This is a genomic window from Kitasatospora sp. McL0602, from assembly GCF_052076145.1.
GTDB lineage: Bacteria > Actinomycetota > Actinomycetes > Streptomycetales > Streptomycetaceae > Kitasatospora.
This window is the reverse complement of the sequence record NZ_CP197246.1, coordinates 153,862-180,321: the sequence shown is the minus strand read 5'-3', so window position 1 is coordinate 180,321 and position 26,460 is coordinate 153,862. Positions and strand designations below refer to the sequence as shown.

Annotated in this window: 26 protein-coding genes; 10 read left to right on the top strand and 16 right to left on the bottom strand. The window is 72.9% G+C overall.

Annotation, left to right across the window (positions count from 1 at the left end; genetic code table 11):
* Positions 1 to 32: 32 nt before the first annotated feature.
* On the bottom strand, positions 33 to 233 hold the full coding sequence (locus tag ACR68M_RS00950; RefSeq protein WP_441248431.1) for a ferredoxin: 201 nt from the start codon (positions 231 to 233) through the stop codon (positions 33 to 35).
* Between the two features lie 335 nt (positions 234 to 568).
* On the opposite strand from ACR68M_RS00950, the gene ACR68M_RS00945 reads away from it, so the two are divergent.
* On the top strand, positions 569 to 1,132 hold the full coding sequence (locus ACR68M_RS00945; protein ID WP_441248430.1) for a hypothetical protein: 564 nt from the start codon (positions 569 to 571) through the stop codon (positions 1,130 to 1,132).
* Positions 1,133 to 1,179: 47 nt separating this feature from the next.
* Here the strand turns inward: ACR68M_RS00945 and ACR68M_RS00940 are convergent, their stop codons facing one another.
* On the bottom strand, positions 1,180 to 1,917 hold the full coding sequence (locus tag ACR68M_RS00940) for a DUF998 domain-containing protein (RefSeq protein ID WP_441248429.1): 738 nt from the start codon (positions 1,915 to 1,917) through the stop codon (positions 1,180 to 1,182).
* 212 nt (positions 1,918 to 2,129) lie between these two features.
* Between ACR68M_RS00940 and ACR68M_RS00935 the strand changes: the two genes are divergently transcribed.
* Positions 2,130 to 2,336, top strand: a complete 207-nt coding sequence (locus ACR68M_RS00935) for a hypothetical protein (protein ID WP_441248428.1) — start codon at positions 2,130 to 2,132, stop codon at positions 2,334 to 2,336.
* Between the two features lie 129 nt (positions 2,337 to 2,465).
* Here ACR68M_RS00935 and ACR68M_RS00930 read toward each other — a convergent pair whose 3' ends face one another.
* Positions 2,466 to 3,431: an ABC transporter substrate-binding protein gene (locus tag ACR68M_RS00930; protein WP_441248427.1), complete on the bottom strand. Its 966-nt coding sequence runs from the start codon at positions 3,429 to 3,431 to the stop codon at positions 2,466 to 2,468.
* A 326-nt stretch (positions 3,432 to 3,757) separates the two neighbouring features.
* Here ACR68M_RS00930 and ACR68M_RS00925 point away from each other — a divergent pair, with 326 nt between their 5' ends.
* Positions 3,758 to 5,182: an amidase gene (locus tag ACR68M_RS00925; RefSeq protein WP_441248426.1), complete on the top strand. Its 1,425-nt coding sequence runs from the start codon at positions 3,758 to 3,760 to the stop codon at positions 5,180 to 5,182.
* Entirely contained in the window at positions 5,179 to 5,793 is a 615-nt protein-coding gene (locus ACR68M_RS00920) for a maleylpyruvate isomerase N-terminal domain-containing protein (protein WP_441248425.1), read from the top strand. Before ACR68M_RS00925 ends, ACR68M_RS00920 begins: the two co-directional genes overlap by 4 nt.
* 61 nt (positions 5,794 to 5,854) lie before the next feature.
* Here ACR68M_RS00920 and ACR68M_RS00915 read toward each other — a convergent pair whose 3' ends face one another.
* Positions 5,855 to 6,514 (bottom strand): transcriptional regulator, encoded by a 660-nt coding sequence (locus ACR68M_RS00915; protein ID WP_441248424.1) that lies wholly within the window; start codon positions 6,512 to 6,514, stop codon positions 5,855 to 5,857.
* A 105-nt stretch (positions 6,515 to 6,619) separates the two neighbouring features.
* A complete protein-coding gene (locus ACR68M_RS00910) occupies positions 6,620 to 7,294 on the bottom strand; it encodes a YbhB/YbcL family Raf kinase inhibitor-like protein (protein ID WP_441248423.1) in 675 nt (224 codons plus the stop codon).
* Between the two features lie 222 nt (positions 7,295 to 7,516).
* On the opposite strand from ACR68M_RS00910, the gene ACR68M_RS00905 reads away from it, so the two are divergent.
* The gene (locus ACR68M_RS00905) at positions 7,517 to 8,197 is read left to right on the top strand and encodes a DUF6445 family protein (RefSeq protein ID WP_441248422.1); all 681 of its coding nucleotides are present in this window, start codon (positions 7,517 to 7,519) and stop codon (positions 8,195 to 8,197) included.
* A gap of 43 nt (positions 8,198 to 8,240) precedes the next feature.
* On the opposite strand, the gene ACR68M_RS00900 is transcribed toward ACR68M_RS00905, so the two are convergent.
* Entirely contained in the window at positions 8,241 to 11,120 is a 2,880-nt protein-coding gene (locus ACR68M_RS00900; RefSeq protein ID WP_441248421.1) for a hypothetical protein, read from the bottom strand.
* A gap of 286 nt (positions 11,121 to 11,406) precedes the next feature.
* On the opposite strand from ACR68M_RS00900, the gene ACR68M_RS00895 reads away from it, so the two are divergent.
* Positions 11,407 to 12,927 (top strand): hypothetical protein, encoded by a 1,521-nt coding sequence (locus tag ACR68M_RS00895; RefSeq protein WP_441248420.1) that lies wholly within the window; start codon positions 11,407 to 11,409, stop codon positions 12,925 to 12,927.
* Positions 12,928 to 12,954: 27 nt separating this feature from the next.
* On the opposite strand, the gene ACR68M_RS00890 is transcribed toward ACR68M_RS00895, so the two are convergent.
* A complete protein-coding gene (locus ACR68M_RS00890; protein WP_441248419.1) occupies positions 12,955 to 13,608 on the bottom strand; it encodes a rhomboid-like protein in 654 nt (217 codons plus the stop codon).
* Positions 13,605 to 14,972, bottom strand: coding sequence for a chloride channel protein (locus tag ACR68M_RS00885; protein ID WP_441248418.1), 1,368 nt, complete (start codon positions 14,970 to 14,972; stop codon positions 13,605 to 13,607). The genes ACR68M_RS00890 and ACR68M_RS00885 overlap by 4 nt, the downstream gene beginning before the upstream one ends.
* Positions 14,973 to 15,258: 286 nt before the next feature.
* On the opposite strand from ACR68M_RS00885, the gene ACR68M_RS00880 reads away from it, so the two are divergent.
* A complete protein-coding gene (locus ACR68M_RS00880; RefSeq protein WP_441248417.1) occupies positions 15,259 to 16,731 on the top strand; it encodes a bifunctional phosphatase PAP2/diacylglycerol kinase family protein in 1,473 nt (490 codons plus the stop codon).
* Between the two features lie 5 nt (positions 16,732 to 16,736).
* Here ACR68M_RS00880 and ACR68M_RS00875 read toward each other — a convergent pair whose 3' ends face one another.
* Entirely contained in the window at positions 16,737 to 17,297 is a 561-nt protein-coding gene (locus ACR68M_RS00875; protein ID WP_441248416.1) for a helix-turn-helix domain-containing protein, read from the bottom strand.
* Positions 17,298 to 17,775: 478 nt separating this feature from the next.
* Here ACR68M_RS00875 and ACR68M_RS00870 point away from each other — a divergent pair, with 478 nt between their 5' ends.
* Together ACR68M_RS00870 and ACR68M_RS00865 are read left to right on the top strand one after the other, a co-directional pair.
* Positions 17,776 to 18,039: a hypothetical protein gene (locus tag ACR68M_RS00870; protein ID WP_441248415.1), complete on the top strand. Its 264-nt coding sequence runs from the start codon at positions 17,776 to 17,778 to the stop codon at positions 18,037 to 18,039.
* A gap of 174 nt (positions 18,040 to 18,213) precedes the next feature.
* On the top strand, positions 18,214 to 19,353 hold the full coding sequence (locus tag ACR68M_RS00865) for a hypothetical protein (RefSeq protein WP_441248414.1): 1,140 nt from the start codon (positions 18,214 to 18,216) through the stop codon (positions 19,351 to 19,353).
* Between the two features lie 16 nt (positions 19,354 to 19,369).
* Here the strand turns inward: ACR68M_RS00865 and ACR68M_RS00860 are convergent, their stop codons facing one another.
* The 4 genes from ACR68M_RS00860 to ACR68M_RS00845 all read right to left on the bottom strand — a co-directional run bounded on the left by ACR68M_RS00860 (position 19,370) and on the right by ACR68M_RS00845 (position 23,423).
* Entirely contained in the window at positions 19,370 to 20,623 is a 1,254-nt protein-coding gene (locus ACR68M_RS00860) for a cytochrome P450 family protein (protein ID WP_441248413.1), read from the bottom strand.
* 257 nt (positions 20,624 to 20,880) lie between these two features.
* Positions 20,881 to 21,984, bottom strand: a complete 1,104-nt coding sequence (locus ACR68M_RS00855) for a Gfo/Idh/MocA family protein (RefSeq protein WP_441248412.1) — start codon at positions 21,982 to 21,984, stop codon at positions 20,881 to 20,883.
* Positions 21,981 to 22,655, bottom strand: coding sequence for a ThuA domain-containing protein (locus tag ACR68M_RS00850; RefSeq protein ID WP_441248411.1), 675 nt, complete (start codon positions 22,653 to 22,655; stop codon positions 21,981 to 21,983). The genes ACR68M_RS00855 and ACR68M_RS00850 overlap by 4 nt, the downstream gene beginning before the upstream one ends.
* Before the next feature lie 99 nt (positions 22,656 to 22,754).
* The gene (locus tag ACR68M_RS00845) at positions 22,755 to 23,423 is read right to left on the bottom strand and encodes a MerR family transcriptional regulator (protein ID WP_441248410.1); all 669 of its coding nucleotides are present in this window, start codon (positions 23,421 to 23,423) and stop codon (positions 22,755 to 22,757) included.
* Positions 23,424 to 23,508: 85 nt separating this feature from the next.
* Between ACR68M_RS00845 and ACR68M_RS00840 the strand changes: the two genes are divergently transcribed.
* Complete coding sequence (locus ACR68M_RS00840) at positions 23,509 to 23,988, top strand: DUF4188 domain-containing protein (RefSeq protein ID WP_441248409.1); 480 nt, start codon at positions 23,509 to 23,511, stop codon at positions 23,986 to 23,988.
* On the opposite strand, the gene ACR68M_RS00835 is transcribed toward ACR68M_RS00840, so the two are convergent.
* The 3 genes from ACR68M_RS00835 to ACR68M_RS00825 form a co-directional block, all read right to left on the bottom strand.
* The gene (locus tag ACR68M_RS00835) at positions 23,985 to 24,497 is read right to left on the bottom strand and encodes a GNAT family N-acetyltransferase (protein ID WP_441248408.1); all 513 of its coding nucleotides are present in this window, start codon (positions 24,495 to 24,497) and stop codon (positions 23,985 to 23,987) included. The genes ACR68M_RS00840 and ACR68M_RS00835 overlap by 4 nt on opposite strands.
* 84 nt (positions 24,498 to 24,581) lie before the next feature.
* Positions 24,582 to 25,196, bottom strand: coding sequence for a class I SAM-dependent methyltransferase (locus ACR68M_RS00830; protein ID WP_441248407.1), 615 nt, complete (start codon positions 25,194 to 25,196; stop codon positions 24,582 to 24,584).
* 52 nt (positions 25,197 to 25,248) lie between these two features.
* A complete protein-coding gene (locus tag ACR68M_RS00825) occupies positions 25,249 to 26,313 on the bottom strand; it encodes a class I SAM-dependent methyltransferase (protein ID WP_441248406.1) in 1,065 nt (354 codons plus the stop codon).
* Positions 26,314 to 26,460: the final 147 nt, after the last annotated feature.

Here is a 26,460-nt window from a genome sequence, read left to right as displayed (position 1 = left end):
AGGGGGCGGCTGGTGCGTGCGAGTGCTGACGGTCAGGGGAGCTCGGCGGCGGTGATGGCCTGGCCGGGGCAGAGGGCGGCGGCGAGTCGCACCTCTGCGGCGAGGGCGGGCCCGGGGTGGTGCTCGAGGACCTGGACCAGGCCGTCGTCGTCGCTCTGGTCGAAGACGCTGGGGGCGGTCAGGACGCACTGCCCTGAACTGCAGCAACGACTCTGGTCGGCGGTCACCTTCATCGCGGGCCTCCGGTCTGTCGACTCGTAGGGAGAGGGGAATCAGGTTGCCCTGGGCAACCAACTCCGTCGGTTGCAATCTAACGCGTACTGAGTCGCACACGAAGAGCGCTACCGGCCTTGAGTGGAGAATGGCCGGTTTGCGTCCCTGGGTGAAAGGGGGCAGCCACGTGTCTTGGAGCTTCGGTCTGCCCCTGCGGGGAGGTACGGCCTACCCGTGCCCAGGGGGTGGGGTAAACCGAACCCCGAAGATCCGTGCCAGCACACCTGACGGAGGGTCGGGCGAACGACAGGATTGGGCATGTCGAAAGCCAGTCCTACCGATCAAGGAGATCGCGATGACGATCATTCCGCAGCACGTGTCTCTCAACGGGCGCGTCAGCAAGCTCTTCACCGCAACAGCCCGGCGCCGCGCTGCGTACGCGCTGTTCTCCCTCCCGATCGGGCTCGCCGCCCTGCCGATGGCGGCAGCCGGCCGCGCGGCGGCAGGGCGTCACCGTGGTTTCGTTCTCCGGATGCTCGGCCTGCGCGCGGGCCGGACGACGCACCTGCCGCGCCGGGTGCTGGTCCACGGGCTGCTGAGCACGCCGGTCAACCTGCTCGCCTCGGTGATCACCGGGTACGGCTGGTCGATCGTCGTGCTCAACATCGCCTATCCGATCCGCCCGTTGATCGGTCTGCCCGGCTACGACCCCAACGCCTGGGGCGGCCCGACGTATGCGGGGGCGTGGGCGTTCCACGCTCTGGCGGGAGGGGTGCCCGCCATCTTCGTCACGGCCCTCGCTGCGCGCGGCTTCGCCGCCCTGCAGCAGCGGATCGCCCGCCGCCTGCTGGTCGGCCCGACCCCGAAGGGCGACGCCACGACGCTCATAGCCGGAAGCCACCAGGGCCCCCGCCCGTAGGCGTGAGCCCCGGCGACTTCATCTGGGCCTCGGTCAGTACCCAGCACCTACCGGGCGCGCGCTTGGGGGAGCGTGTCGGAGGCTTCGGGCTCGGCCAGGAGGTCATGGCGCGTCGGAGAGGACAGCCGGTACGTCTTCAGAGCGAGCAGGACGACGCCGGCGGAGCCCAGCAGGGCGAGCGCTCGTTCGGCGTACCCGACGCCGTTGTGCCCGCTGAGCCCGGCGAAGGCGAGGAAGCCGAAGAAGAACAGTGGGCTGGTGCCCAGCGCGGCCCCGGACCAGCTCTTCCAGGCGGGGTTCGCGCGGAACCGGACGGCCAGGAGTGGCGGGGTGATCACCATGATCACGAATCCGGCCAGCCCGGTGACCGCATGGGCCGCCGCATGCCAGGAACCCGCGAACGGGTTGGTGGGGCAGCCTGGGTCGGCCACCCGGCAGTCCAGCCGGAAGAATATGCCTTCCACCGGGTCCAGCCCCCACGGCGACGCTGCTACGAACCAGGCTCCGGCCGATGGTCGGCCCCCGGTGACGTTCAGCGTCGGGGCAAGCGCGAGCAGGGCGAAAGCGATGGTGAGCACGCCGGCCACGGCCTGCGTCGCCAGAACGGGCCACGGGTGGGCGGCCGTCAACGCCCCCAACTCGCTGATGGTGCCTGCCGAAATCGAGTGGCCGGTGCCCTGGACGAGATCACCGACCAGCCACGACCCGGTGAACAGCACCTGCGCCACCACGGCGCCGACCGCCAACGCCCGTCGGGGAGATCTCAGTTGCTCGCCATTGCTCATGATACGTGTGTATCACTCGTTGGATGCGCAGGGAAGGCCCGCCCGGATACCTGGGCACCTGGATGCCTGAATACCGCAGGTCACGGCCCATCAAGACATTCGGCCCCTGGCGGCCCAACATCCGCCCCGGGCAGCGTCGGCGCTGTTGATCGAGCGCCAGGCCGTGACTTCTCGCCGGATCGGCCGTTTGGCGGGGTATGAAGAAGCGAAGCATGCTCGCCGTCGCGTCCCTGGCAGCTGGAGTGGTGGCCTCCCTCACCGCGCCGAGCGCCCACGCGGCCCCGGGCCATGGGAATGGCCTCCTGCCCTTCACCCCCGGTGTCCTGAACGCCGGCAGCCTCCTCGGCGCGCTGGGCACCAATGGTGGGGACGCCCCGCACGACTCCGCCGAGGGTCAGCCCGACCGGCCGTTCCACTGACCTTTGCTGGGCTCCACTGACCTCGGCGCCGAAGCGCCGAACTGCCGTGCAGCGACGTCGGGGCCGCCCCCAGGTCCGAGACACCCGAGGACGGCCCCGCCGTCGCTGCACGGGAGCAGTAGTCAGTGGTCAGCTGGCGGCGCCGTTGACCACCGCACCCTGGATGGCCCCCGAGTGGACGTTCCACTTGGTGAGGATCTTGTCGTAACTGCCGTCGCGGATCAGCTGGTTGAGCGCCTTGGTCAGGACATCCCGCAGGGCGGTGTCGTCCTTGTTGAGCGTCAGTGCATACGGGCTCGACTGGAGCTGTCCGCCCACGAGTTGGAACTTGCCGCCCTGGGCCGCCTGGGTGTTGTACTCGGCGATGGGGTAGTCGTTGAGGTCGGCCGCAGCAGCGCCGGAGGCGACCTCGGCCAGTGCCTGCTCGTCGGTTTCGAGCAGGTGGAGCTTGAGAGGCTTGGAGATCCTGGTGCAGGCGGCGATCTGACGCGTGGCCATCTCAGCTTGAATGGTGCCGCGCTGCATGGCGACGGTGTGATCGCACAGATCGTCCAGCGAGTTGATCCCCAGCGGGTTGGAGTTCTTGACGAGGATCGACGTGCCGGTGATGAAGTAGTCGACGAAGTCCACGCCGGGGTTGGTCGGCCGGTCGGCGTCGTCGAGGCCCTGCTGGCGCTGCTTGGTGTCGATGACGGCCGACATGGCGAGGTCGATCTTCTTCGACTGGACAGCCGGGATGAGCGTCTCGAACGGCATGTCGACGAACTCGATCCGCAGGCCGAGGTAGGAGCCGATGGCGGCAGCGAGCTCCGGGTCCAGCCCGGCCGGGGCGCCGTTCTGGTCTTTGAAGTCGACCGGCGCGTAGTTGAGGTTGGAGCCGATCCGCAGCTTCCCGGCGGACTTGACGGCCTGCGGCAGCCGGTCGTGCAGCTCCGCCGCCGTCTGGGCGGCCGGGCTGACACTGCTGCCGCAGCCGGAGAGCAGCAGGCCGCCGGCGCCGACAGCGGCAGCAGCGGTGCGGGCGGAGAGCATGCGGGGCTGCAGGGTGCGGGGTGGGCGCGTGCGGGCGCGCGAGGGCATGACGGTGACGTGCACGGTGGTGGTTTCTTCCTGAGGGAGGGAAGGGAGGGGAGCGCCGCCGGGCTGCTGGGGTTGCGCAAGGGCAGACCTCGTAGAGGTGCCGTCGGCGGCCGCGGAGGGATGGGGCGCGGCCGGTTCGGCTGAGGTCCGCCACCGGGACGGAACTGGGATCATTGCATTTCGCCGTGGCCCTCCGCTGCGCCGGGTGTGCCTACCCGTCGGTTCGACCCGCCGGTAACCCGAGGAGCGATATGGCTTGTCCGTCGCAGTCGCCGCTGGCTAAGTTGGCGCTCCGGATACCCCGTCCGGGTGCTGTGTCCGGGTGCTGCGGAGGAGTGGGCATGACGACGAGCTGGGTCGGACGTACGGCGGGGGAGATCGCCGAGGCCGTCCGGCGGGGTGAGGTGACACCACGCCAGGTGGTCGCCCAGCACCTCGACCGCATCGCCGCGACGGACCGGCGTATCGGTGCCTTCCGCAAGGTACTCGCCGAGCGTGCCCTGCGCGATGCGGACGCCCTCGCGGGTCGTGCCGACCTTGCCACGCTGCCGCTGGCCGGTGTACCGGTCGCGGTGAAGGACAACCTCGCCGTCGAGGGCGAGGCGACCCGCAACGGATCGGCGGCCACCTCCGACACCCCGGCCGCCGCCGACCACGAGACCGTACGCCGCCTGCGCGCCGCAGGTGCGGTGGTGGTCGGGCTCACCAACGTGCCCGAGCTCTGCGTCTTCGGCACCACCGACAGCGTGTTCGGCACCACGCGAAACCCCTGGGACCTCTCCCGCAGCGCGGGCGGATCCTCCGGCGGCAGTGCTGCCGCGGTCGCCGCCGCGATGGTGCCGATAGCGCTGGGCAACGACGGCATGGGCTCGATCCGTATCCCGTCCGCGAACTGCGGTGTGCTCGGCCTCAAGCCGGGCCCGGGGCTCGTCCCGGCCGGGCTCGGCGTGGACGGCTGGTCCCAGATGGCGGAGAACGGTCCGATCGCGACCTGTGCAGCCGACGCCCGGCTGATGCTGGACGTCCTCTCCGGCTCCTCGGGCGCCGCCGCTGCCCCTGCCGACGCCGCCGCAGCACCGGGGACCGAACCCTCCCCGCTGCGCATCGCCCTCTCCACCCGCTGCCCGGCTCCCGGCATCTCCGTCGACCCCTCGTACGCCTTCGCCGTCGGCGACACCGGCCGGGTGCTCGCCGCCGCCGGGCACCGCGTCGTCCAGGCCGAGGTGCCCTACCCCCTCTGGCTCGGCGCCGCCTCGGTGGCCCGCTGGCTGGCCGGGACGGCTGCCGACGCCCAGCATCTGGACGCAGACCGTCTCAACCCGCGAACCCGTCGGCATGCGGCCGTCGGCCGGGCCGTCGCCAGCGCCGGTCTGGTCCGCCCGGCCCAGCGGGCCGGCTGGCAGCGGCGGCTGGACGTGTTCTTCGCCGACCACGATGTCCTCGTCACCCCCGCCCTCGCGAGCGGGCCACCGCCGGCCGACACCTGGCACGCCCGGAGCTGGACGGCGAACGTGCTCTCCAACATCCGCTACGCGCCGTTCAGCCACCCCTGGAACCTCGCCGCGTGGCCGGCCCTCACCATCCCCGGTGGTACGTTCCCCGGCAGTACCGTCCCGGGCGGTGATCACCCGGTCTCCGGCGCCCGACTGCCGCTCGCCGTCCAGCTGATCGCGCCGCCCGACGGTGAGTACCGCCTCCTGCAGCTCGCCGCAGAGCTCGAAAGCCGTCGCCCCTGGCAGCGCACCGCCCCCGGGCCCACCCAGTGACGGCCCGTGCCGACCAGGCAGGTGTCGACGGCGCCCGAGCCGGAGCCGGAGCCGGTGTCGACCAGGCGCTGGCCGAGCTGCTGCGCGTGCTGACCCCGCACACGCAGGCCGACTGGAGCGTGAAGGCCGGTTCGCTGGAGTGGAGTTGCCATGAGACGGCGACCCACATCGCGCACGACCTGCTCGCCTACGCCGGTCAGCTGGCCGGTGGGGCGGCCGCGGCGTACCTGCCGTTCGACCTCGCCGTGGCGCCCGGAGCGACACCGGGCGAGGTGTTGCAGGTGGTGACCGCGTGCGGGCGTTTGCTGAGTGCCGCGATCGCAGCTGCAGACCCGAGTGACCGGGCCTGGCACTGGGGGCCGTGCGACCCGGCTGGCTTCGAGGCGATGGGCATCGCCGAGATCCTCCTGCACACCTACGACGTCACCCAGGGCCTCGGGATCGCCTGGCAGCCGCCGGACGGCCTCAGCCGGGCCGTGCTCGACCGGTTGTTTCCCGGCGCTCCGTCGGGTGGAGCGCCGCAGGTGCTGCTCTGGTCCACCGGCCGTGCCGAGCTGCCCGGTCGTTCCCGGGGCACCTCATGGACATGGCAGGCGGCGGTGCAGGGTTAAGCCGGCCCAACCAGAACCGGCCCAACCCTGTACCCATCCGACCAGAACCCGTCCGGTCCGGTCAGAGGACGGCCGTCCAGAAGGCGGCCTCGTACGACTGCATCATCCGGGCCGCGTGCCGGGCGGCCTCCGGGTCCTCGCCCTCGTCGAGGGCGGCCTGGAGGATACCGAGGGCGGTGGGTTCGAAGCCGGGTGGGAGCTCGGCGAAGTAGCCGAAGAAGGCGGCCTCGGCAGGGGTGAGGCCGTAGTGGCGGGGGAGGGCGGCGGCGATCCGGCCGCAGTAGCCGCCCCAGAAGCCGAAGTTGGCCAGCAGCGCGAGGGTGATCTCGCTGCGGCTGCCGAACTGCGCGAGCCAGGCCAGGTAGTGGGCGTAGACCTGGGCGGCCGGGCGGGGGCGGTAGGCAGCGAGGTCGGTCGGGCCGAGCCCTACTGCGGCGGCGAAGGTGGCGAGCAGGGGGAGTGCCTGGTCCTCGCCCTGGGCCAGCCCGAGGAAGAACGGGTCGGCGGTGTCCGGTGCGGCTTCGGCGAAGCGGGCCGCCAGCAGGGCGAAGCTGCGACGGTCGCTGCGGATGATCCGGTACTCCTCCCCGGCGATCCGCCGGAGGGCGTCGACGGGTGCGGATCCTGCCTCCACCAGCTCGACCAGTCGGTTGTCGGCGGCGGCGGGAGCGAGTTCGGCGGTGGTCTGCTCGTACAGTTCCTGGGCGCTGGGACGGCCCACGGGCACCTCCGGCGGTCGGGCGGGGCGGGGCAGGGACGGGCGGGGCGGGTGGACGGCACCAACGTACCGTCCACCCGCCCCGATCCGGCCTCGCAGCACCGGCCGTCAGCGCGGGAGCTTGAACGTCCCGACGATGACGGTCGAGCCGAGGACGTAGGGGCGGATCGCGTCGGTGGCCTGCTCGTACGTCAGTCCTGCGGCGGGGAGAGCCGTGGCGGAGAGGGCGTAGAGGGTGAAGACGTAGTGGTGGGTCTGCCCGGTGGGCGGCGGGCACGGGCCGCCCCAGCCGACGACCGGGAGGCCGTGGGTGTCCCAGCTGCTGGCGCCCTGGGTGTACTGGGTGGCGCCGTGGCCGTCGAGGCGGTGGCTGGCGCCCGGGATGTCGTAGACCACCCAGTGGTGCCAGCCCCCGGCGATGGGGGCGTCCGGGTCGTTCACGAGCAGGGCGTAACTCTGTGTTCCGGCAGGGGCGTTGCGCCAGTCGAGCTGCGGCGCGAGGTTCTTGCCGTGGCAGCCTGCGTCGTCGCCGTAGGTGCCGCCGAACTCGCTCCAGAGCGGCAGCCGCCCGCCGTCGCGGAAGTCGGGGCTGGTGAGCGTGAAGGGCTTGAGCGTGCCCTGCGGAGCCGCGACCGCGCCGGCACCGGCGAGCGTGCCTGCGCTGACGGGTGAGGCGACGCCGACGGGTGAGGCGGCGCCGCTGAGGCAGAGCGCGGCCGCCAGGGCGGCGGCGGAGAGCAACGCGTGGCGGGCGCGTGATCGATTCGGGCTGAAAGTGGACATGTGGACCCCCGTGTTCCGGACGGACGGATGGACGGACGAACTCGTGATGATCTGTCAACCAACCAGCGCGGCAAGCTAACTGTCGGCCGGGGAACGGCGTCAAGACGTCGACACGGGCAGCCTGTTCGACTCAGGGGCAAAACATGTCCATGCCATGGATTTGGCAGAACGTTGACCAAAACGCGGGAGAACAGTGGTAAACGCGGATTGTACGGTCGGCGCATGCCCCCACAGCTGCGCAAACCCCCTGGCCTCCCCGTCCTCCCGTACCGCAAGCCGACCCTCGGCCGGGACTACTGGGTCTTCGACGACGTGCTGCCCAATGTGGACGAAGTCCGGGCCCGCTGTCTGGCCAAGGACGACTGGACGGAGGGCTACCCGCACAAGCCGGAGAGCTGGCCCGGCCTGCGGACCATGCCGGGGCTCGAGCCCGCCGAGCTGGCCCGCGTCGAGCGGCTGGTGATGAAGGCGACGGGTGCGCAGAAGCTCTGGGTGCAGGAGACGCCCGGTGGCGGCATCCTGAACCACAACTGCATCCAGGTCGTCGGCGAGGGCGAGTGCGAACCGCGCCCGCACACCGACTCGCGGGCCCTCTGCCGGTACGCCGCCGTGCTCTACCTGACCCCCGGCGCGCCCAAGACCACCGGCACCAGCTTCTACCGGCAGAGCATGCCGGGCGGCCTGCTCGGCGGCAACATCGTGCAGGCCCCGCACACCAACCTGGTCGAGGCGCTCGGCACCCGCTTCGTGCCGGCGAACTCCTTCACCGAGGACCTGGCCGTGCCCAACAAGTACAACCGCCTGCTCCTCTACAACGCCAACCTCATGCACACCGCCACCGCCTACTGCGGCAGCACCCTGGAGGACAAGCGGATGACCGGAGTCTTCTTCTGGATGGCGTGAAGTGCAGCGGGCTTGAAGTGAAGTAGTAGATGGGCGCGGCGGCTCACGGCGTGCACTGCTGCAGTTCGGCGGTGTCGCCCGCCGGGCGGCCGCAGATGCGGTCGATCCGCATCGCGCCGTCCGCCGCCCGCCGGACGCGGATGACGTTGATGCCGTGGCCCGGCTGGGTCTCGGTGTCGGCCGCCAGCGGGCGGGTATTGCGGAAGTCTATGGTGCCGGTCGCGCGGTTCTTCAGGTCGACGGCCCGCAGGCCCGCCATCACGGCCGCGAGGCCGCCGTCCTGCGAGGCGCCCGCCTTGGCGGCGGCGGACTGCAGCGCGGCCGTCGCGTCGTAGCCGAGCGCGACCGCGCCGTCCGAGAAGAGGTCGTCCTCGTACGGGTTGGCCCCGGCCGGCCGGATGTGCAGTTGGCCGGCGGCCGCCTGGGCCAGGTCCGACGGGCCGGCGACGGTGGCCGAATCGGTGAGCGCGATGTAGTAGAGCGTGGCCTGCGGGGCTATCCAGGTCGCGCCGCTGCGGAACTGTGCCTTCGTCAGGTCGTCGCCGGTCAGCACCGTCAGCGGATGGTGGCAGCCGGGGTCGTTGGTCAGCCGCCGCATCAGCTGGTTGACGTCGTCGGCCCGGCCGGCCAGGTAGATCACCGAGAGCGGGTGGCCGGATCCGCAGCTCTGGCGCAGCGCGTCCTCGTAGTCCGGGTCACCGTTGTCCGTCAGGCCGTACTCCAGCGGGTGGCCGCCCGTGAGCTGGAAGCCCGCGCCGGTGAGCATCTGGGTGCCGTACTTGGCCTGCTCCTGGCTGTACTGGTCGTGGTCGGGGTTGGGGCGCCTGGTGAAGACCGCCGCCCAGCGGTCGGCCGGCGCGAGGCCGAGCCCGTCGACGACCTTGCGCAGGGCGGTGGCCTCCTCCTGGTCGGTGGCGGCCAGGCCGAAGTAGTTGACGTGCCGTCGGGCCAGGTCGGTGCTGGAGTCGCTGGTGTCGACCACCGACAGCCCGGCCTGCTGGAGCAGGTCGACCGTCCGGTCGCTGTCGGTGGTGTCGCGGCCGAGCCCGACCACCCCGACGATCGAGTGGTCCCGCCCCGCCAGCGCGACGATCCGCTGCACCATCTCGGTCTGGAAGTACATGTCCTGCCCGCCGTTGGCGATCAGCACCCTGATCTTCAGCGGGTCGCCCGCGTTGTTGCCGAGCTGCGCCAGGTGCACGCCCGCGAGCTCCTTCAGGCTGTTCAGCGCCCGCGACTCCTGCCCGGCGGCAGTGGTGAGCGAACCGGCGTACACCACCGTGACGTACCGCACGCCCGGCAGTGCCTCGATGCGATCGTTCTCCTGCCGGATGTCGTCCTCCAGCGTGCCGAGGTCGATGCCCGCCCCCGCCGTCTTCGGGTCGCTGTCCTGCGCGGGCAGCAGACCGCTCAGCCGGATGCCGCCCGCGCCGGCGAACGAGACCCCGCCCGTCGCCACCCCCACGCACTCGCGGGTGCCCGCCTGGTCCGTGCGCCGGACGGAGTCCTGGTTCGACCCGAGCAGCCGGCCCTCGCAGTACTGGTGCGAGAGCTGCTGGCTGCGCGCCAGCCCGGCCCCCGCCGTCAGCACCAGCACGGCCAGCACCGTCCAGCGCGACCACAGGAACCACAGGGTGCGCGGCACCGCCACCGCCGCCAGCCCCGTCGTGTTGCCCGCGCTCAGCTCCGGCCGGGTGAGCCGCACCGGCAGCGTCCAGGCCAGCGCCCGCCCCCGGCTCGGCGCCTGGCGTACGCGGAGATTACTCACCCAGGTCTCGTACGGTCCGTTCCGCCGGACGGCGCTCGCTGGTGACCCGGCCGCACCGGGCTCGCCGCGCTCCAACCAGCCCGCGACGGCGGCGTGCGGGATGCCGGCGATCACCAGCAGCGGGTCCTGCTCGCTGCGGCGGCTGCGGACGTCGCTGATCGCGCCGAGCACCTTCAGCCCGCCGTTCTCCGCGTCGGCCCGGGGGAGGAAGACCACCGGCGGCACCCGGCGCTTGCGCCCGCGCAGATCCGGCGCCCACGCGCGGTGCGCCGACCGGAGGTCCTCCAGCAGTGCCAGTGTGCGGAGTTGGAGGTGGAACTGCTGGGCGCGGTCCTTCTCCTCCGGCGGGGTGTCGGCGAGCTGCGCCTTGATGATCTCCCCGGCCACCTCGCGGGCCCGCGCCTGCGTCACGTCCCAGGACATCCGCGGCCGCCAGATCGACCAGGCGGCGGCCTGCCGCCCGGAGGCGGCGAGGAAGGTCGTGGTGGCGAACCAGCGGCTGGCCTGCCCGAGCCAGGACAGCGGGGCGGTGTTGCGGCGCACCCACCCCGTCGTCAGCAGCACCAGGAACGATGCCAGCACCACCCCGAGCACCACCTCCCAGTGCGCCTGGGTCAGCAGCGTCGTCAGCCCGGCCAGTACGAACGCGCCGATCAGCGTGGTCGAGTTGAGCAGCGGGGAGAGCGTCTGCTGGAGGTCGATCCGGCCCGTCCGGCGTGCGGGCCGCCAGTGCAGGTCCCGCAGCCGAGTCAGCACCGCCTCCACCTGTTCGTCCAGTGGCTGCTGACCAGCCGCCAGCACGTGGGCGGCGGCCGCCTCGATCGCCTCCACCAGCCGTGACCGCGGTGTCGGGTAGCTGCGGTACCAGAGCGGCCCGCGCCGTGCCCACGGGCCCCGGGCCGTCGCCTCCAGGATGGCGATCGCGTTCCGGTGCGGGTCGCCGCCCTGCGGCCCGACCACCAGCCGGTACGGCAATCCGCCGTTCTCCTGTGCCTCCTGCACGGCGCTGACCAGGTCCTCGACCTCCCGGTCCAGCTCCGGGTCGGCCTCCGCCGCGTGCAGCACCACCACCGGCATCGGCAGCCGCGCGTCGCTGAACTGCCTCACCAGGTCCTTGAACAGCGTGTCGACCTCGTACTTCGCGGTTGTCGGCATCCCGCCGAGCGTCCCGTCCCCCCGCCCCGAGCGCTGAACCACGCAAGCCCCCCGCACGTGCCCCGGCCCCGGACACCACCACCAGCACCTGTCGGGCCGATCGTCAGATGGCGAGTTTAGACCCGTGCGCGGCTGCGGGACATGGCTGCGGGACCTGGCCTGGCGAAACGGTTCGCAGCGCCCCCTCGGTGTCTTGATCACCAAGGCCCGGTCTGCTTTGCTGACCTGTGCTCGCGAAGGCACGGGAAACAGGGCCAGGGCGGGCGGGGAAGGGGGACGGGACCGCATGCAGAAGTCTGACAGTCCGATATCCGACGGCGCGGGAGCCGCAGGAGCGAGGGCGGACTCCGGTGTTCCCGCAGGGGCGGGCGACGCGCCCGACCTGCTGGGGCGGCCCGAGACGCGTACGGCCCGCGCCCTCCGCCGGGCCGCCGTCACCCTCCTGGTGCTCACGCTCACCCTGGCCCTCGCCCACCTCCACGACCCGCGCCCGGTCTACGGTCCGCTCGTCCTGCTCGGCCTCGCCTCGGCAGCCGGGCTCGGCTGGAGCATCGCCGTACGGGCACGGGTCGTGGAGGTGGGCGAGGGCCGGCCCGGCGCCCACCCGGTGGGCACCCCTCGCCCACCCGCCAGGCTGCCCCTGCCCCGGCCCGGCGCGGGCTGGCGGCACCGTGTCTACCTGGCGACCCTGCTGCTGCTCGCCTTCGCCGTCCTGGCCACCCTGCCCAGCAACGGCGTGGACCGTCGCTACCGCGCCTTCCAGCGCGCCGGAGCCGCCGTCACCCAGGGCAGGATCGCCCGGCCGCCCGAGCAGCAGAAGACCGTCGACCACGCCTCCGGCAAGGGCCGGCACGACCGGCACTCCACCGCCGCACTGACGGTCGACCTGCCCGACGGCCACGGTGGCCACGAGCACGTCCGGGTGCCGGACGCCTCCGCCGACACGGTCTTCCACCAGGGTGACGCCGTCACCGTCCTCTACGCCCCCGGCGCACCCGGGCTCGGCGGAGTCGTCGACGACTCCGAGGACCTCGCCGCCTATCTCCCCGGCCTCCTGCGGCCCCCGGCCGTACCGGTGCTCGCCCTGCTCGGGGTGTACGCCTTCCTGATGCTCGGCTGGATCTCCACCGCCGTCTCCCACCGGGGCCGCGCCAAGGCCAAGGTGATCCGCGACGACTGCGCCGCCGGGCCGCTCCCGGCGGCCCGCGCCGAGGTGGTCGCCGCCGTCCGCCGCGACACCACTGGCCCTGGCAGCCGGCCCGGCACCGCGGCCGTCAGCTCCGAGCACTGGCTGGAACTCCGCTGCGAGGGAAGGGCGGTGGAGCTCTACCTCACCGACCCGCACGCCGCGCCCTACCTCGCAGCCCGGCTCCGCGGCCGCCCCGGCTGGCTGCTCGCCGCGAAGCGCTGGCGGCTCATCAAGGACAACCAGCCGCTGGCCTTCGTCACCGACGACGGCGAGGTCGTCTGGGGCGAGACCCGCAGCTGGGCCCCGGGCTTCGCCGGGACCTTCGGCGAGCACCGCCGCCGCACCGACCCGGGGCTCCGCCCCACCGACCCCACCCGTACGGCCCGCCTCGCCCCCCGCGTCGTCCACCCCGCCTGGACCACCGACGGCGCGGCCGCCGTGCTGCTCGCCCTCACCGCCCTCGCCGTCGCCCCGACCCTCGCGACCGCCGACGGCCCCTTCGACCACCCGTTCTGCTACGGAGCCCCGCTGCTCAGCGCCGCCCTCGCCGCCCACGCGCTCGGCTGGCACCGCCGCATCCGCAGACTCCCGTGGACCGTCCGGGCGGTCACACCCTGACGTTCACGCCCTGACGGGCGGCAGCGCTCAGCGGCGCAGCCGCCGGACGAGCGCGACCGGGTCGAAGCTGCCGGGCCGCCCCCGGGTGATCGGGTAGCAGGCGAGCCCGAGCAGCACGGCGGTGAAGTGGCCGACGTCCGTGAACGTCCGGCCGTTGACCAGGGCGGCGCCGTAGAAGAACAGCACCCCGGCGACGTACAGGTACCGCCAGGGCGCGACGATCAGGTACGTGAGCACCGCCTCGATCCCCGCGAGGGCGTAGCTGACGCCGTAGTCCAGCGTGTAGCGCGCGGATTCGGGGGCGTGGCCGTGGTCGATCGCCCAGAGCAGCACGCCCTCGCTGATGAAGGTCGCGCCGACGTGCGCGATCAGCAGGACGGCCAGCCAGCGCCGGGTGCCCAGCCAGCGTTCGGCGGGCACGTGGAAGATGTTGTAGAGCACGAAGTAGAAGAACCAGCCGCCGCCCGCGATCCACAGCGCGCTCGTGATCAGCACCCGCACCGGGTCCTGGCTGAGGTACTCGATGTTGGTCGAGCGCTTCTCCAGGATGCCGTCGGCGAACTCGGGGGAGACGTGCCGGATGATCAGGGTCGTGACGAAGAGGATCGCCAGCCAGATGTAGGTGCCGGGCGCACTCCTGACGTACCGCCGGGCGCGCACGCCTGCCGACGCCGCACTCACGCCCGTGCCTCCTTCGTGGTCGGGGCCGAAGGCCCGGCCGTGCCCCGGGCCGCCGGGCGCCGCCCCTTCATCAGCTCACCCGTGACGAAGGCGGTGACGGCGGAGACGATGAGCAGCGGCATCGCGTTGGCGGCCTGGTCGCCGAGCAGAGCGGCGGCCAGCACGGTGCTGGTGACGGGAAAGCCGGTGATCGCGGTGCCGGAGGCGGCCAGCCCGGCGGCGAGGCCGCTCGCGGTGCCGAAGCCGGGCAGCCCGCTGCACGCCACCCCGATCGCGGCGCCGATCAGGATCGCCGGGAAGATCGGGCCGCCGCGCAGGCTGCCGAGCGCCAGGGACCAGCCGAGGCCCTTGAACACGACGAGTGCGATCAGGGCGCCGACCGGCCAGGAGTGCGGGTCGGCGGCCAGCGCGCCGAGGGTGGCCTGCCCGGAGAGTGCGGCCTCCTCGGGCGAACGGCCCGTCACCACCGCGTACGCGGCGATGCACCCGCCCACCGCGACGGCGCACAGCACCGTACGGAGGGCGAGCCCGCCCGCCGGGCCCGCGCCGGTGAAGGCCGCCACCCGGCGGCCGAGCTGGCGCCCGGCGACCAGCACCACGGCGATCAGCGCGGCGACGGGGACACCCCAGAGGAAGTCACCCGCGTTCGGCACGGCGCTGACCGGCGCCTGCGGGAGCGACAGCGCGCCGATCGACAGGCCAGTCCAGTGGCCGAAGCCGGTGAAGACCAGCGCACCCACGCCGCTGGCCAGCAGGCACGGCAGCAGCAGGACGGAGAGCTGAGGGCCCGCCAGCCCGGCGGCCTCGATGATCATCACGGCAGCCACCAGCGGGCTGCCGAAGATGGTGGAGATGGCGGCGGTGGAGCCCGCGGTGCCGAGCACCGCACCGATCTTCGGCTGGGCGGCGAGCCTGGCCGAGCGTACGGCGAGCAGGGCGAGGCCGCTGCCGATGGCCATCAGCGGGGCCTCCGGGCCCAGCACCGCGCCGAGCGGCAGGCAGGCGAGCGCCGCCAGCACCACCCCCGGCACCTCCACCGGCATGGTCGGCGGCCCGCCGAGTCCGTTCACCGGGAGGTGCCCGCCCCGGCCGGGCATCCTGGTGACGACCGGTGCGATCAGCAGGCCGGCCAGCAGCAGTGCGGGCAGCGGCCACCACCACGGCGCCCGGCCGTAGCCCGCCGCTTTCGGCAGCGACTCCCACACCCAGTGCTGGAGCTCGTGCTCCAGGCTGACGAACCCGAACGCCGCCAACGACACCGGCACGCCGACCAGCGCGGACACCAGCAGCACCCCCAGGTAGCCGCGGCTGAGCAGCACACTCCGCAGGCCGTCGCCCGTTGCCGTGCCCTGCTGCTGATCCATGCTCACGTCCTCGCCTGTTGCCCGCGCCTGCCGTTCGTCCACCTCCTGACCGAGTCTTTACCGACCGTGACGTTCGCGCACGGTGACGGCCTCGGCCTCACCCGTCCGGCGTATCCGGACTCCATTCGTCAGGGGGATCCCACCACGAGCACCCCTGCCCGTCCCTTTCACCCTCCGCTTCACCGTCCGCGTCACCCCGCATCGGTGACAGGCCGTCGGACGGCGATCTGCGCGGGCCGCACGTCGGTCACCCCATCGGCCGTCGGCGGCCCGTAGGGTCGGTTGTATGGGAGCCCTCGACGATCTGGACCGGAAGCTCTTCAGCCGCCTCGCGCTCAGTCGGCCGCGCAGGCCCGCATCGGCGCTGCCCAGGCTCAGCCGGGCCGCCAACCACGGCGCGCTCTGGCTCGGCACGGCCGCCGCCCTCGGTGCCTCCGGCAACGGCACGGCCCGCCGGGCCGCCCTGCGCGGCGTCGGCGCGCTCGCGCTCGCCTCGGCCACCGCGAACCTCCTCGGCAAGGGCGCCGTACGACGCCCCCGCCCGCTGCTCGACGAGGTGCCGGTCGTCCGGCAGCTGCTCCGGCGGCCCGTCACCAGCTCGTTCCCGTCCGGGCACTCGGCCTCGGCCGCCGCCTTCGTCGCCGGCGTGGCGATCGAGGCCCCGCTGCTGGGGGCGGTGCTCGCGCCGGTGGCGGCGGGCGTGATCGTCTCGCGGGTGTACGTCGGCGTGCACTACCCGACCGACGTCCTCGCCGGCGCCGCCCTGGGCGGTGGGCTCGCCCTGCTGACGTTGCGTTGGTGGCCGCGCCGCTCGACGGCCCCGGCCGAAGCCGCTCCGCCGGGCCTGCGAGCCCCGGCGCTGCCGGGCGGTCAGGGTCTCACGGTCGTGGTCAACGCGAGTGCCGGACCGAACGGCAGGAACACCGCCGACGAACTCCGCCAACTGCTGCCGGACGCCGACATCCGCCTCGCCGGGCCCGGCGACGACCTCCCCGCCCTGGTGAAGGAGGCGGCGGCCGAGGCGAAGAACCGCAGCGGGGCGCTCGGGGTCTGCGGGGGTGACGGCACCGTCAACCTGGCCGCCACCACCGCATTCCGTGAGCACCTGCCGCTCGCCGTCTTCCCCGGCGGCACGCTCAACCACTTCGCGGGCGACCTCGGCATCCGTGAACTGCGCGACACCGTCGAGGCGGTGGAGGCGGGCAGCGCCGCCGGAGTCGCCCTCGGCCGGGCCGAGGGCGACGGCACCGACCGGCTCTTCCTCAACACCTTCAGCATTGGCATCTACCCGGAGTTGGTACGCGTCCGAGAACGGCACGAGAAGCGGCTCGGCAAGTGGCCCGCCCTCGGCCTCGCGCTGGTGCAGGTGCTGCACCGGGCCCGGCCGATCCACCTCAGCATCTCCGGCGTCCCACGTACGCTCTGGCTGGTCTTCGCGGGCAACGGCCCGTACGACCCGTCAGGTTTCGCGCCCAGCAGGCGCAGCAGCCTGGACGACGCGCGCTTCGACATCCGGGCCGTCGACGGCAGCACCCCCTTCGCCCGCACCCGGCTGCTCGCGGCCTTCCTGACCGGCACCCTCGGCACCTCCCGGGTGTACCGCGAGGCCCGCCTGACCGGTCTCGACCTGACCGACCTCCGTGGTGTCCCCGATCTCACGCTCGACGGCGAGGTCGTCGAGGCCCCCGCACACCTGCGGCTGCAGAAGCCCGCCCGCCTGCTCACCGTCTACCGCCCGCACCGCCCTGCCGGCCGGTAGCCCGGTCATGCCCACGGACCCGGGACAAGGCCTCGACACCGGCCTACCTGGAGGCGGTGCGGCCGGTTGACGACGTGTGGGCCACGGAGCCCGAGCGGTAGCCCGAACTCGACCCCGATGCCGCCGGCTTCCGGGCCGGTGTCCTCGCGACCGGACAGCGGGTCCGTGGAGGGCTTGAAGGTGTCCGCGAGGTGGGGCTTGAGCTGGAACTTCCGCCAGATCCGCCCGATCGTCGACTTCGACAGGCCACTGCGGGCCGCCATCGAGCTCCGTGACCAGTGCGTCGCGTTCTTCGGGATCTCCTCCAGCGTCGCCACGACAACTGCTTCCACCTCGTCCCCCGCGATCGTGGGCGGTCGGCCCGGCCGGGGTTCGTCCACCAGGCCGTCCAGCCCCTCGGCGAGGAACCGACGCCGCCACTTGCGGACCGCGTCCGCGGTGATCCTCAACTCCCTTGTGACGCCGACGATCGACGGCACATCAAGGCCGTCGCAGGCCAGCACGATCCGCGCCCGCAGAGCCAACGCCTGAGCAGACGTCGCCCTGCGGGCCCATCGCGTCAGCACTGCCCGATCCTCGTCGGACAACAACAACGGCTCCAACGCGGGACCACGACGACGCACCGGAACATCCGGAGAAGAACTGATGCACGATCCAACGACGGATCTCCGGCGCAGGACACCAGGGGCCAGCCAGGCCGGCAGGCTCACGGCCAGGGTAACGGATGGGTAACGGTGTGGCTGTCCCGCTGCGGCCGAGGGTAGCCTCGATCCCGCGCCACAGCTCTGGCTACAACCAGCAAGTGGTGTAGGTCAATTGTCATGCCGTCAATGGAAGGTGGGCCTGTCATGGCTCTCGCGGACCTACCAGCTGCCTAGCTGGGGGCGATTTCCAGGAGGCGCATCCGCTCAGAATCACGGCCGGGGGGCCGTGGTGGGGGCGGGGCCAGGTCGGTAGTACCGGCTTGCCTCGTGACTGATCGGGTCTCAGGACCCAATCAGGCGACTGGATCAATCGATACCCGCGTGAGAGAGAAGGTCCGACATGACCGGAACCATCGCCGCTGTTGCGCTGGGTAGCGCAGCCGCGCTGTCCTGCGTCGTCTACGTGGCCAGGCAGGTCGAGAACGCCATTCCGGTGGTCACTTCGCTGATCAAGAGTCTGATCGACGCGTGCCAGGAGATCACCGACCACTACCGGGGCGGCCGCGCCCGGAGCGAGAAGGCCATCGGCGCGCCGCAGCTTCCGCAGCAGCTTCCCCCTGCCGACGGCGCCGAGCTGAGCGGCCGGCACCAGCACGCCGCCTGACGTGAGCACAGGGGCCGGGTGACTTTCACACCCGGCCCGGCTCGGTCGACCGGCCTGCCGCGACCCGATTCCGTCCACGGGCGAAAAGCAGTTCGATCACCCGCGGTCGATCGGCTAAAGTACGCCGACCTGGGCGGCTGCCCGGCATCGGAGTCGAACGTACTGGAGGGGGCTGTGGCCGTCGCCGCAGATCAGCAGACCGTGGACGGCGGGGAGGCCGAGGCCGGGGCAGAGCCGGAGGTGGCGGAGAAGACCGCCGACCCAGCCCGCTTCGCGAGTGTGTTCCGCCGCTTCGTCCGGGGCACGGTCGGCGACGACGTGTACCGGGAGCCGCGCTGGAGCCGGCTGGCACTCGGCGCCGTACTCCCCAGTGTCACCGGGGTGCTGTGGCCGCTCGGTCTCCTGCTGGCCGCTGCCGCCGTGTACCGCATCCGCAAGGTCGGCCAGCGGGGGTCGGTGCTCGCCTGGCTCTGCCTGGCCATGGCGGTGATCTGGCTCGGAGGCGGCACGCCGGTGCTCGGCCCGTGGTTCGGGAGCGAGGCCGTCGGCCCCCAGGGGAGAGCCATCGTCGACCTCAAGGTCGGCGACTGCCTGAGCGGTCTGCTGAGCGACGTCCAGGTGAAGGTGGGTGAGGCGCAGGTCGTCCCCTGCACCCTGCCGCACCAGGGCGAGGTGTACGCCCGCCCGAGCCTCGGCGACGCCGTCTACGGCACGGACACGGACCTGTCCGAGGAGGCCGGCAAGGCCTGCCCCCCGCTGCTCTCGGACTACGCCATGGACAGCTGGGCGATCCCGGAATCGGTCACGCTCGATGCCATCTACCCGGGCCACGGCCTCAGCACCGCGATCCGCCACTCCACCGCGATCTGCATCGTGGAGGGTGACCGGGCGGGGTGGAAGGGGACGCTGCGCCGCGACGCCGGCAACCTGACGGCCGACCAGCTGACCTACCTGCGGGCCGCGCGGGCAGCCGACGACGCGTGGGCCGCAGAACCCGAGCGGAAGCCCGAGGACCACCCCGACATCGCCCGCCGCTGGGCCGGTGTCCTCGCCACCGGTCTGGAGACGGAGACCAAGGCACTGGCCCAGGCCGGCTGGCCCGGTGCCGTCGGGCCAGCCGTCACCGCCCTGTCGGCCGAGCTGGCCCAGGCGGTCACCCACCTGCGTGCGGCCGAGCACGCCGCCGACGACGCGACGATGCTCGCCGAACTCCGGCTCGGTGTGGCCCACGCCGGCAACCAGCAGGCGAAGGCGGCCCGCGCGGCGCTCGGCCTCGCCACCGAGCCGGGCCGCCCGCTCCCGACGGGCATCTGAGACCAGGGCAGCGCGGTCAGGCACCCGGCCGGAGGTTGACCGGGATGGTCTGGTGGCCGTTGGTGATGAAGGACGCCACCGGCTTCAGCTCGGTGGCGGGGACGGCGAGGGCCAGGTCGGGGAAGCGGGTGAAGAGCGCCTCCAGGGCCGACCGTCCCTCGATCCGGGCGAGTTCGGAGCCGAGGCAGAAGTGGGTGCCGTGGCCGAACGAGAGGTGGTCGCCCCGGGTGGCGCGGCGGACGTCGAACTCCTCGGCGTCGGCGCCGTGGGTGCCCGGATCACGCCCGGCCGCCGCGAAGTTGATCAGGATGAGCTCGCCGCGCCCGAAGACGACGCCGCTCGCCTCGTCGTGGACGTCCTCGATGGCGAAGCGCGGCAGGATACTCGCGACCGGCGGCTGGTGCCGCAGGGTCTCCTCGACCACGTCCGCCCAGGTCGCCTCGCCCGCGCGGACGGCGGCGAGCTGCTCGGGGTGGGAGAGCAGGTTGACGACCGCGTGGTCGATCAGGTTGACGGTGGTCTCGTGCCCGGCGCCGATCAGCAGCATGACGCTGTCGAGCAGCTCCTGCTCGCTGAGCCGGGAGCCGGTCTCGTCGTCGCCAGCCTCGATCAGACCGGTCGTCACGTCGTCGCCCGGGGTCTCGCGCTTGGCCGCGACGAGGGCGCCGAGCAGCTGGTAGACGGCGACGGCGTTGGCGGTCGCCTGCTCCTCCGTCAGCCCGGTGGCGAACAGGCTGCCGATGGTGTCGCGGAAGGCGTCGTGCATCGTCTCCGGCACGCCGAGCAGCTCGTTGACGACGAGCAGCGGCAGCCGCCAGGCGAACTGCGCCCGCAGGTCGACGGGCCGCTCCTCGCAGTCGGCGAGCTCGTCCAGCAGCGAGGCGATGATGCGGTCGATGACGGGAACCATCGCCCGGACCCGCCGGGTGCTGAACGCGGAGGCGATCAGGCGGCGCAGCCGGGTGTGCTCGGGGCCGTACGCGGTCAGGGCGCTGCGCACGTCGATCCAGATCCGCAGCGGCCAGCCCTCGGAGATCTCGCCGTTCATGTAGGCGGGCCAGTGCCGGTGGCCGTCCTTGGAGATCCTCGGGTCGGTGAGCAGCCGACGGACGAGGGCGGGGTCGGTGACACTCCAGGCGGGCACGCCGCCGGGGAGTTCGACCTGGGCGGCGGCGCCGAAGGTACGCAGGTGGGCGGCCTCGCCGTGCAGGTCGGTGCCGTCGGGGTCGAGGGCGAAGGGGCAGCGGGCGGCGGGTGTCGTGGTGTTCAAGAGCGTTCTCCGTGATCGTGGTCGGGTGGTCTGTCCGGCCGGAGCGGGGCAGCACCGGCGGGCGGCCGCAGAGCCCCACGGCCGAGACCTCGGCCACGAACCCGCCCCCACGGGAGTCCGACCACCGACACGGTGTCAGCAGTGCTGGCCGTGGCGGCACCCGATGCTGTCCACGTCGGGAGAGCTCCGGAAGATCACCGCGACCCTAGACCCTGGGTGCGAGGCTCCGCCACCCCTTCCACAGAGTGGGAACACCGTCACCCCGGCGTCAACCCCGGCGTCAATCCCGCCGGTACCGGCGCCGGGCGCTCGCAGCTGCTGCCGACCGTGACGACCCGGCCCGTGTCCGCAGACTCGAGCAGGCTCTCCATCACATCCAGCACGTGGTACGCGAGTCGGCCGTCCGCCCGGTGCGGGGTGCCGAGTGCCAGGGCCTGCGCGAGGTCGGCCGTCCCGTACCCACGCCCGGCACCCCGGTACCCGGCCGACGGTGGGACGGTGTGCCAGCCGGGGCGGTCGGCCCGGTGGATCTCCACCGGGCCGTCGAACTCGTTCGGGTCGGGGACGGAGAGCGAGCCCGCACTGCCGTGGACCTCGATGTGCGGCAGGCGGCCGGCCCAGACGTCGAAGCTCATCAGCAGGGTCGAGAGCACGCCGCTCGCGTGCTCCAGCACGCCCGTGACGTGCGTGGCGACCTCGACGTCGAAGACCGTCCCCGCCCGGGGGCCGGTGGCGATCGTCCGGGACGGCACCGGGGCCGCCGACATGCCCGTCACCCGGTGCACCGGGCCGAGCAGGGTGATCAGGGCGGTGAGGTAGTAGGGGCCCATGTCGAACAGCGGGCCGCCGCCCGGCCGGTAGTAGAACTCCGGGTCGGGGTGCCAGAGTTCGTGCCCCGGGGTGACCATGAAGGCGGTCGCGGCGAGCGGCCGGCCCAGCTCGCCGGAGTCCAGCACGGCCCGTGCGGTCTGCACACCGGTGCCGAGCACGGTGTCGGGCGCGCAGCCGACCCGGACTCCGGCCAGCGCGGCGGCGGCCAGGACGTCCCGGGCCTCGCCGGTGGTCGCGGCGAGCGGCTTCTCGCCGTAGACGTGCTTCCCGGCGGCGATCGCGGCGTGCGCGACCTCGGCGTGCGCGGCCGGGACGGTCAGGTTGAGCACCAGGTCGACGTCGTCGGCGGCCAGGAGCGAGGGCAGGTCGATCACTCGGGCACCGGGGGCGGAGGCGGCGGCCCGCCGGGCTCGTTCGGCGTCCAGGTCGGCCACCGCGACGACGCGTACGCCGTCGAGCCCGCCCAGCGTCCGCAGGTAGGCACCGCTGATCCGCCCGGCGCCCACCACGCCGATCCGCAGCGGCGTCACCGGCTCGCCCAGGCCGCGCCCTGCCGGAAGGTCGCCGTCACCTCGGGCACCTCGAGATCGGCGAGGGTGTGCCCGACAGTGGTCACGAAGACCCGCCCGGCACCCCAACTGCGCGTCCAGGTGACCGGCACCACCGTGCCCGCCAGCTCCGGCCGGTCGGGGTCGGCGGCGAAGTCGGTCACCGCCAGGACGTCCACGCCCGGATCGACATGGACGTAGTACTGCTCGGTCGTCACGCTGTACGCACCGATCCCGGCCACGGCCGGATGACCGGCCCGGCCGGGCACCGGACGGACCTGGTAGGTGGTGAACTCCTCCGGGTGGTAGACGAACTGACCGCCCGTCATGAGCTGATAGTCGGGCGACTCGCGGAAGGCGTCGACGACCCCGCCGTGCCAGCCGGCGAAGCCCGTACCGGCGCGGACGGCACCGGAGAGCCCGGCCAGCTGCTCGTCGGTGATCCGCCCCATCGTCCAGCACTGCACCACGAGATCGGTGGCGGCGAGCAGCTCGGCGTCCAGGTAGCTGTCGAGGCTGCCGGAGACCGTCACCTCGAACCCGGAGGCCCGGAGCAGCTGCGCGCACCACTCCCCGGCGGCCACCGGCGCGTGGCCGGCCCAGCCGCCGCGTACCAGAAGCGCCCGACGGCCCCGCTGTCCGCTGGATGTCACCCGTGCCCCCCACAACATCGCTGCGCCGCCGCGAAGTCGCCGCGGCCCCGGCTGCCAGGCTAGCGGACCGGAGCCGCGAAGCAATGCGACATTGCAATGTCACAGGGTCTCCGGTCGGCCGCCCTCCGGCGGGCAGTCCTCGCCGTAGCGGCGGCCGGACTCCTTGGCCTGCGCCAGCCTGCGCAGGCTGAGCAGCACGGGCTCGTACAGCACGGTGAGGGCGACGGCCGCCTCGACCTGCTCCAGTGGTGTCTCGTACTCCTCGACCACGTCGAGCTCGTGCCGGGCGAGTTCGGCGGCGGCTCGGGCGTAGGGCGCCAGGTGGGCGGCGTCGTACGGATAGCCGAGTCGCGCCAGGGTGCCCAGTGCGGCGATCAGCGTCCGGTGCGGGGCTTCGGGCAGGCTCTCGAAGCTCCAGCCGATCTCGTCGGCCAGCAGTGCGGCCTCCCGGCGGGCCTCCGCCACCGCCGGGTCGCCGGGCTCCGGCTCCGGGCCGGGCGGTAGGGAGCGGACGGCGATGCCGAGGCGGAGGTTCTGGTCGAGATCGTCGCTCTGGATGGCGGTCAGCACCTCGCGGGCGGTGGCGACCGGTATCCGGCCGATCTGGATCAGGGCGCGCACCAGGCGCAGTCGGCGCAGGTGCTCCTCGCCGTACTCGGCCTGTTTGGTGGTCACCAGGACGCCCGGCTGCAGGAGTTGCTCGCGCAGGTAGTACTTGATGGTCGCGGGGGAGACGCCGCTGCGCTCGCTTAGTTCCGCCAGTCGCATCGCTCTTGTGTCCTCTCAAAGATAGTGCCACTATCTTACAGGAGGGTGGTTCCGCCGCCCACGTCCGACGAGGGGATCTTCCGTCATGAGCGCCAAGCCCGTACCCAGCCGGATGACCGCCGCGCACGAGGGCGACGTGGTCGTCTTCCACATCGGCATGAGGATCAACAGCTTCACCGCGGTGCGCAGTTGGTGGCCGGTCTTCCTCGCGATGCCGCGCATGCTGAAGGAGCTCTCCCGCACCCCTGACAGCGGCCTGCTCGGCTTCCGGGGCCTGCTCGGCTCCCCGCGCGAAGTCGAGCTCGTCCAGTACTGGGAGTCGAAGGAGAAGCTGCTCGCCTACGCCGCCGCCGCCGACCAGGAGCACCACCCGGCGTGGGCCGCGTTCAACCGCCGCGCCCGCCAGGGCAACGGCAACGTCGGTATCTGGCACGAGACGTACCTCGTCCCGGCCGGCAGCCACGAGAGCGTCTACGTCAACATGCCGCCCTTCGGTCTCGCCGCCGCGACCGGCTCCGCCCCCGTCGCCCGGCGCGGTGAGACCGCTGCGGAGCGTCTCGGCTAGGGCCGGCCGCCTGCCGGGTGGCGCTCCCGATCCAGGGCGTAGACCGTGCACGCGCGGCCGAGCACGACGTCCGGCCGCAGCTCGGTGAAGCCGAGCCGCTCGGCGACGGTGACCGACGCGGCGTTCCCGTGGTGGATCATCGCGGTGATCCGCCGCAGCCCCAGCGTGCCGAAGCCCCAGTCGAGCACGGCCCGCGCCGCCTCCGAGGCGTAGCCCTGACCCCAGTGCGGCCGGGCGAACGTCCACCCGATCTCCGTCTCGCCGAACTCCTCCCACCAGTTCAGCCCGCACCGCCCGACCACCTCGCCGGTCGCCGCCAACTCCACCGCGCACAGCCCGTGCCCGCGCTCGGCCCACTGCGTCTCGATGGCCAGCAGCCGCGCCGCCGCCTGCTCGGGCGAGTAGGCCCCGACGAAGCGGTTGACCTCCTGGTCGGCGTGCAGCTCGACCCACCAGGCGGCGTCCGCACCGCTCAGCGGCCGCAGCCGCAGGCGCTCGGTGAAAATCACGGTGTCCCCTCCGGTGTCTCCCGTCACCCGGCCACCCTACGTGGGCCCAGCACCCGTGTCGGTCCTGGCACCGGTCAGCAGCGGTCAGGCCCGGACGAGGCGGACGAGGGCGTCGATCGCGTCCGCCGTGCCGCCGTCGGGGCGTGCGACCGGGCGGCGCACCCGCTCCGCGCGGACGGTGGTCAGCGCCTGCCCCGCGAGGTCGTCCAGGACGTCCTGCGGGGTGAACAGCACCGCCGGGTCCTGCGGGCCACCGGTGCCCTCCGTCAGGTTGCTGCTGTCGTGGCCGACCACCAGCAGCGTCCCGCCGGGTGCCAGCGCCTCGCCCGCCCGCCGCAGGACGGCCCGCCGCTGCTCGCCGGGCAGTTGGAGGTACGCGACCACGACCAGGTCGAAGGAGCCCGGCTCAGGGCGGTGGGTCAGGAGATCGGCCCGGAGGAGGGTGACGCTCCCGGCGGGCTCCGGCCGGGCGTCGGCCAGTCGGCGGGCCCGGTCGAGCGCGACCTCGGAGAAGTCGACAGCCGTCACCTGCCAGCCCCGGTCGGCCAGCCAGAGACTGTTCCGCCCCTCACCCGCCGCGAGGTCGAGCGCCCGTCCAGGCGGCAGGCTCGCGGCCTCCTGCACCACCCACCGGTTCGCGGCGGTGCCCCACATCAACTCCGCCTGGCCGTAGCGGTCGTCCCAGGCCTGACTGTCCATCGCCGCGCCCTCCACTCGGACCGTCGCGGCCGGGGAGGAGCCCGGTGCGGGCTCAGCGCCGTGCCACGTAGTAGACGTTCAGGATGTCACCCTCGACCCGTTGGGTGTCGACCTGGCCGAAGCCCGCCGCGGTGAGCATCTCCAGCGCCTTCTGCTCGCCCCACACGGTGCCCAGGCCCGCGCCGCCCTCGCCGAGCGAGACGCTCATGCAGTAGAAGACCGAGAAGGTGTAGAGCGCCGGGCAGAGCGGGTGGCCGATGTTCTCCTCCAGGCGGCTGGACGCTGCGATGTCGCCCATCAGGAAGACGCCGTCCTCCCGCAGGGCGCCGGCGACGGCGGCCAGGGTGGGTGCGGGGCGGGCCAGGTCGTGGATGACGTCGAAGGCGGTGACGAGGTCGTACCGGTCCGTCAGTTCGGCGCTGTCGCCGACCTGGAACTCGGCGTTGCTCAGGCCCCAGGCGGCGGCCTCGGCGCGTGCCGCGGCGACGCCCTCCTCGGACTTGTCCAGCCCGTGGAAGCGCCCGGCCGGGAACGCCCTGGCCAGCACGTTGACCGCATGGCCCTGCCCGCAGCCGATGTCCAGCGCGTCGATCCCCGCCTGCAGCCGCTCCACCAGGCCGGGGACCAGCGGCACGATTCCCTCCACGAGCGCGAGGTCGAAGACCTCGCCGGACTCCTCCGCCTGCACCGACTGGAAGCGCGGGTAGGCCGAGTACGGCAGCCCGCCGCCGGTCCGGAACGCCTCCAGTACTTGCTGTTCGACCTCGGCCATCATGCTGAGATCCTGGGCGATCCGCGCCAGGTTGTCCGGCCCGGCCGCCCGGGTGAGCGAGGCCGCGTGCTCCGGTGGCAGCGCGTAGGATCCTCGCTCCGGGTCGTAGTCGACGACACCACCCGTGACCATCGAGCCCAGCCACTCCCGGACGTATCGCTCGTTCAACCCGGCGGCCTGCGCGATCTCCGCACTGGTGGCCGGCTCCAGGCCCGCCATCACGTCGAACAGTCCGCTCTCGTGCCCCAGGCCCGCCATCAACCCCAGGCAGGCGTCGTTCAGCATCTGGACCATGCGCCCCGCGAACTCGCCCTGCTTCGCCTCGTCCAGTTCCGCTACTGACATCGCTCACTCCTCCTCCGCCACCGAACCACCGGCGGAAGGACGAGGTCGGGCGGCCGCGCCCCCACGGCGAGTGGCTCGATGAGCTGCGCCGGCCCCCTCCTGCCAACGTAACAGCCCCCGTTCGGCGGTGCCCGGCGGTCGGACGGT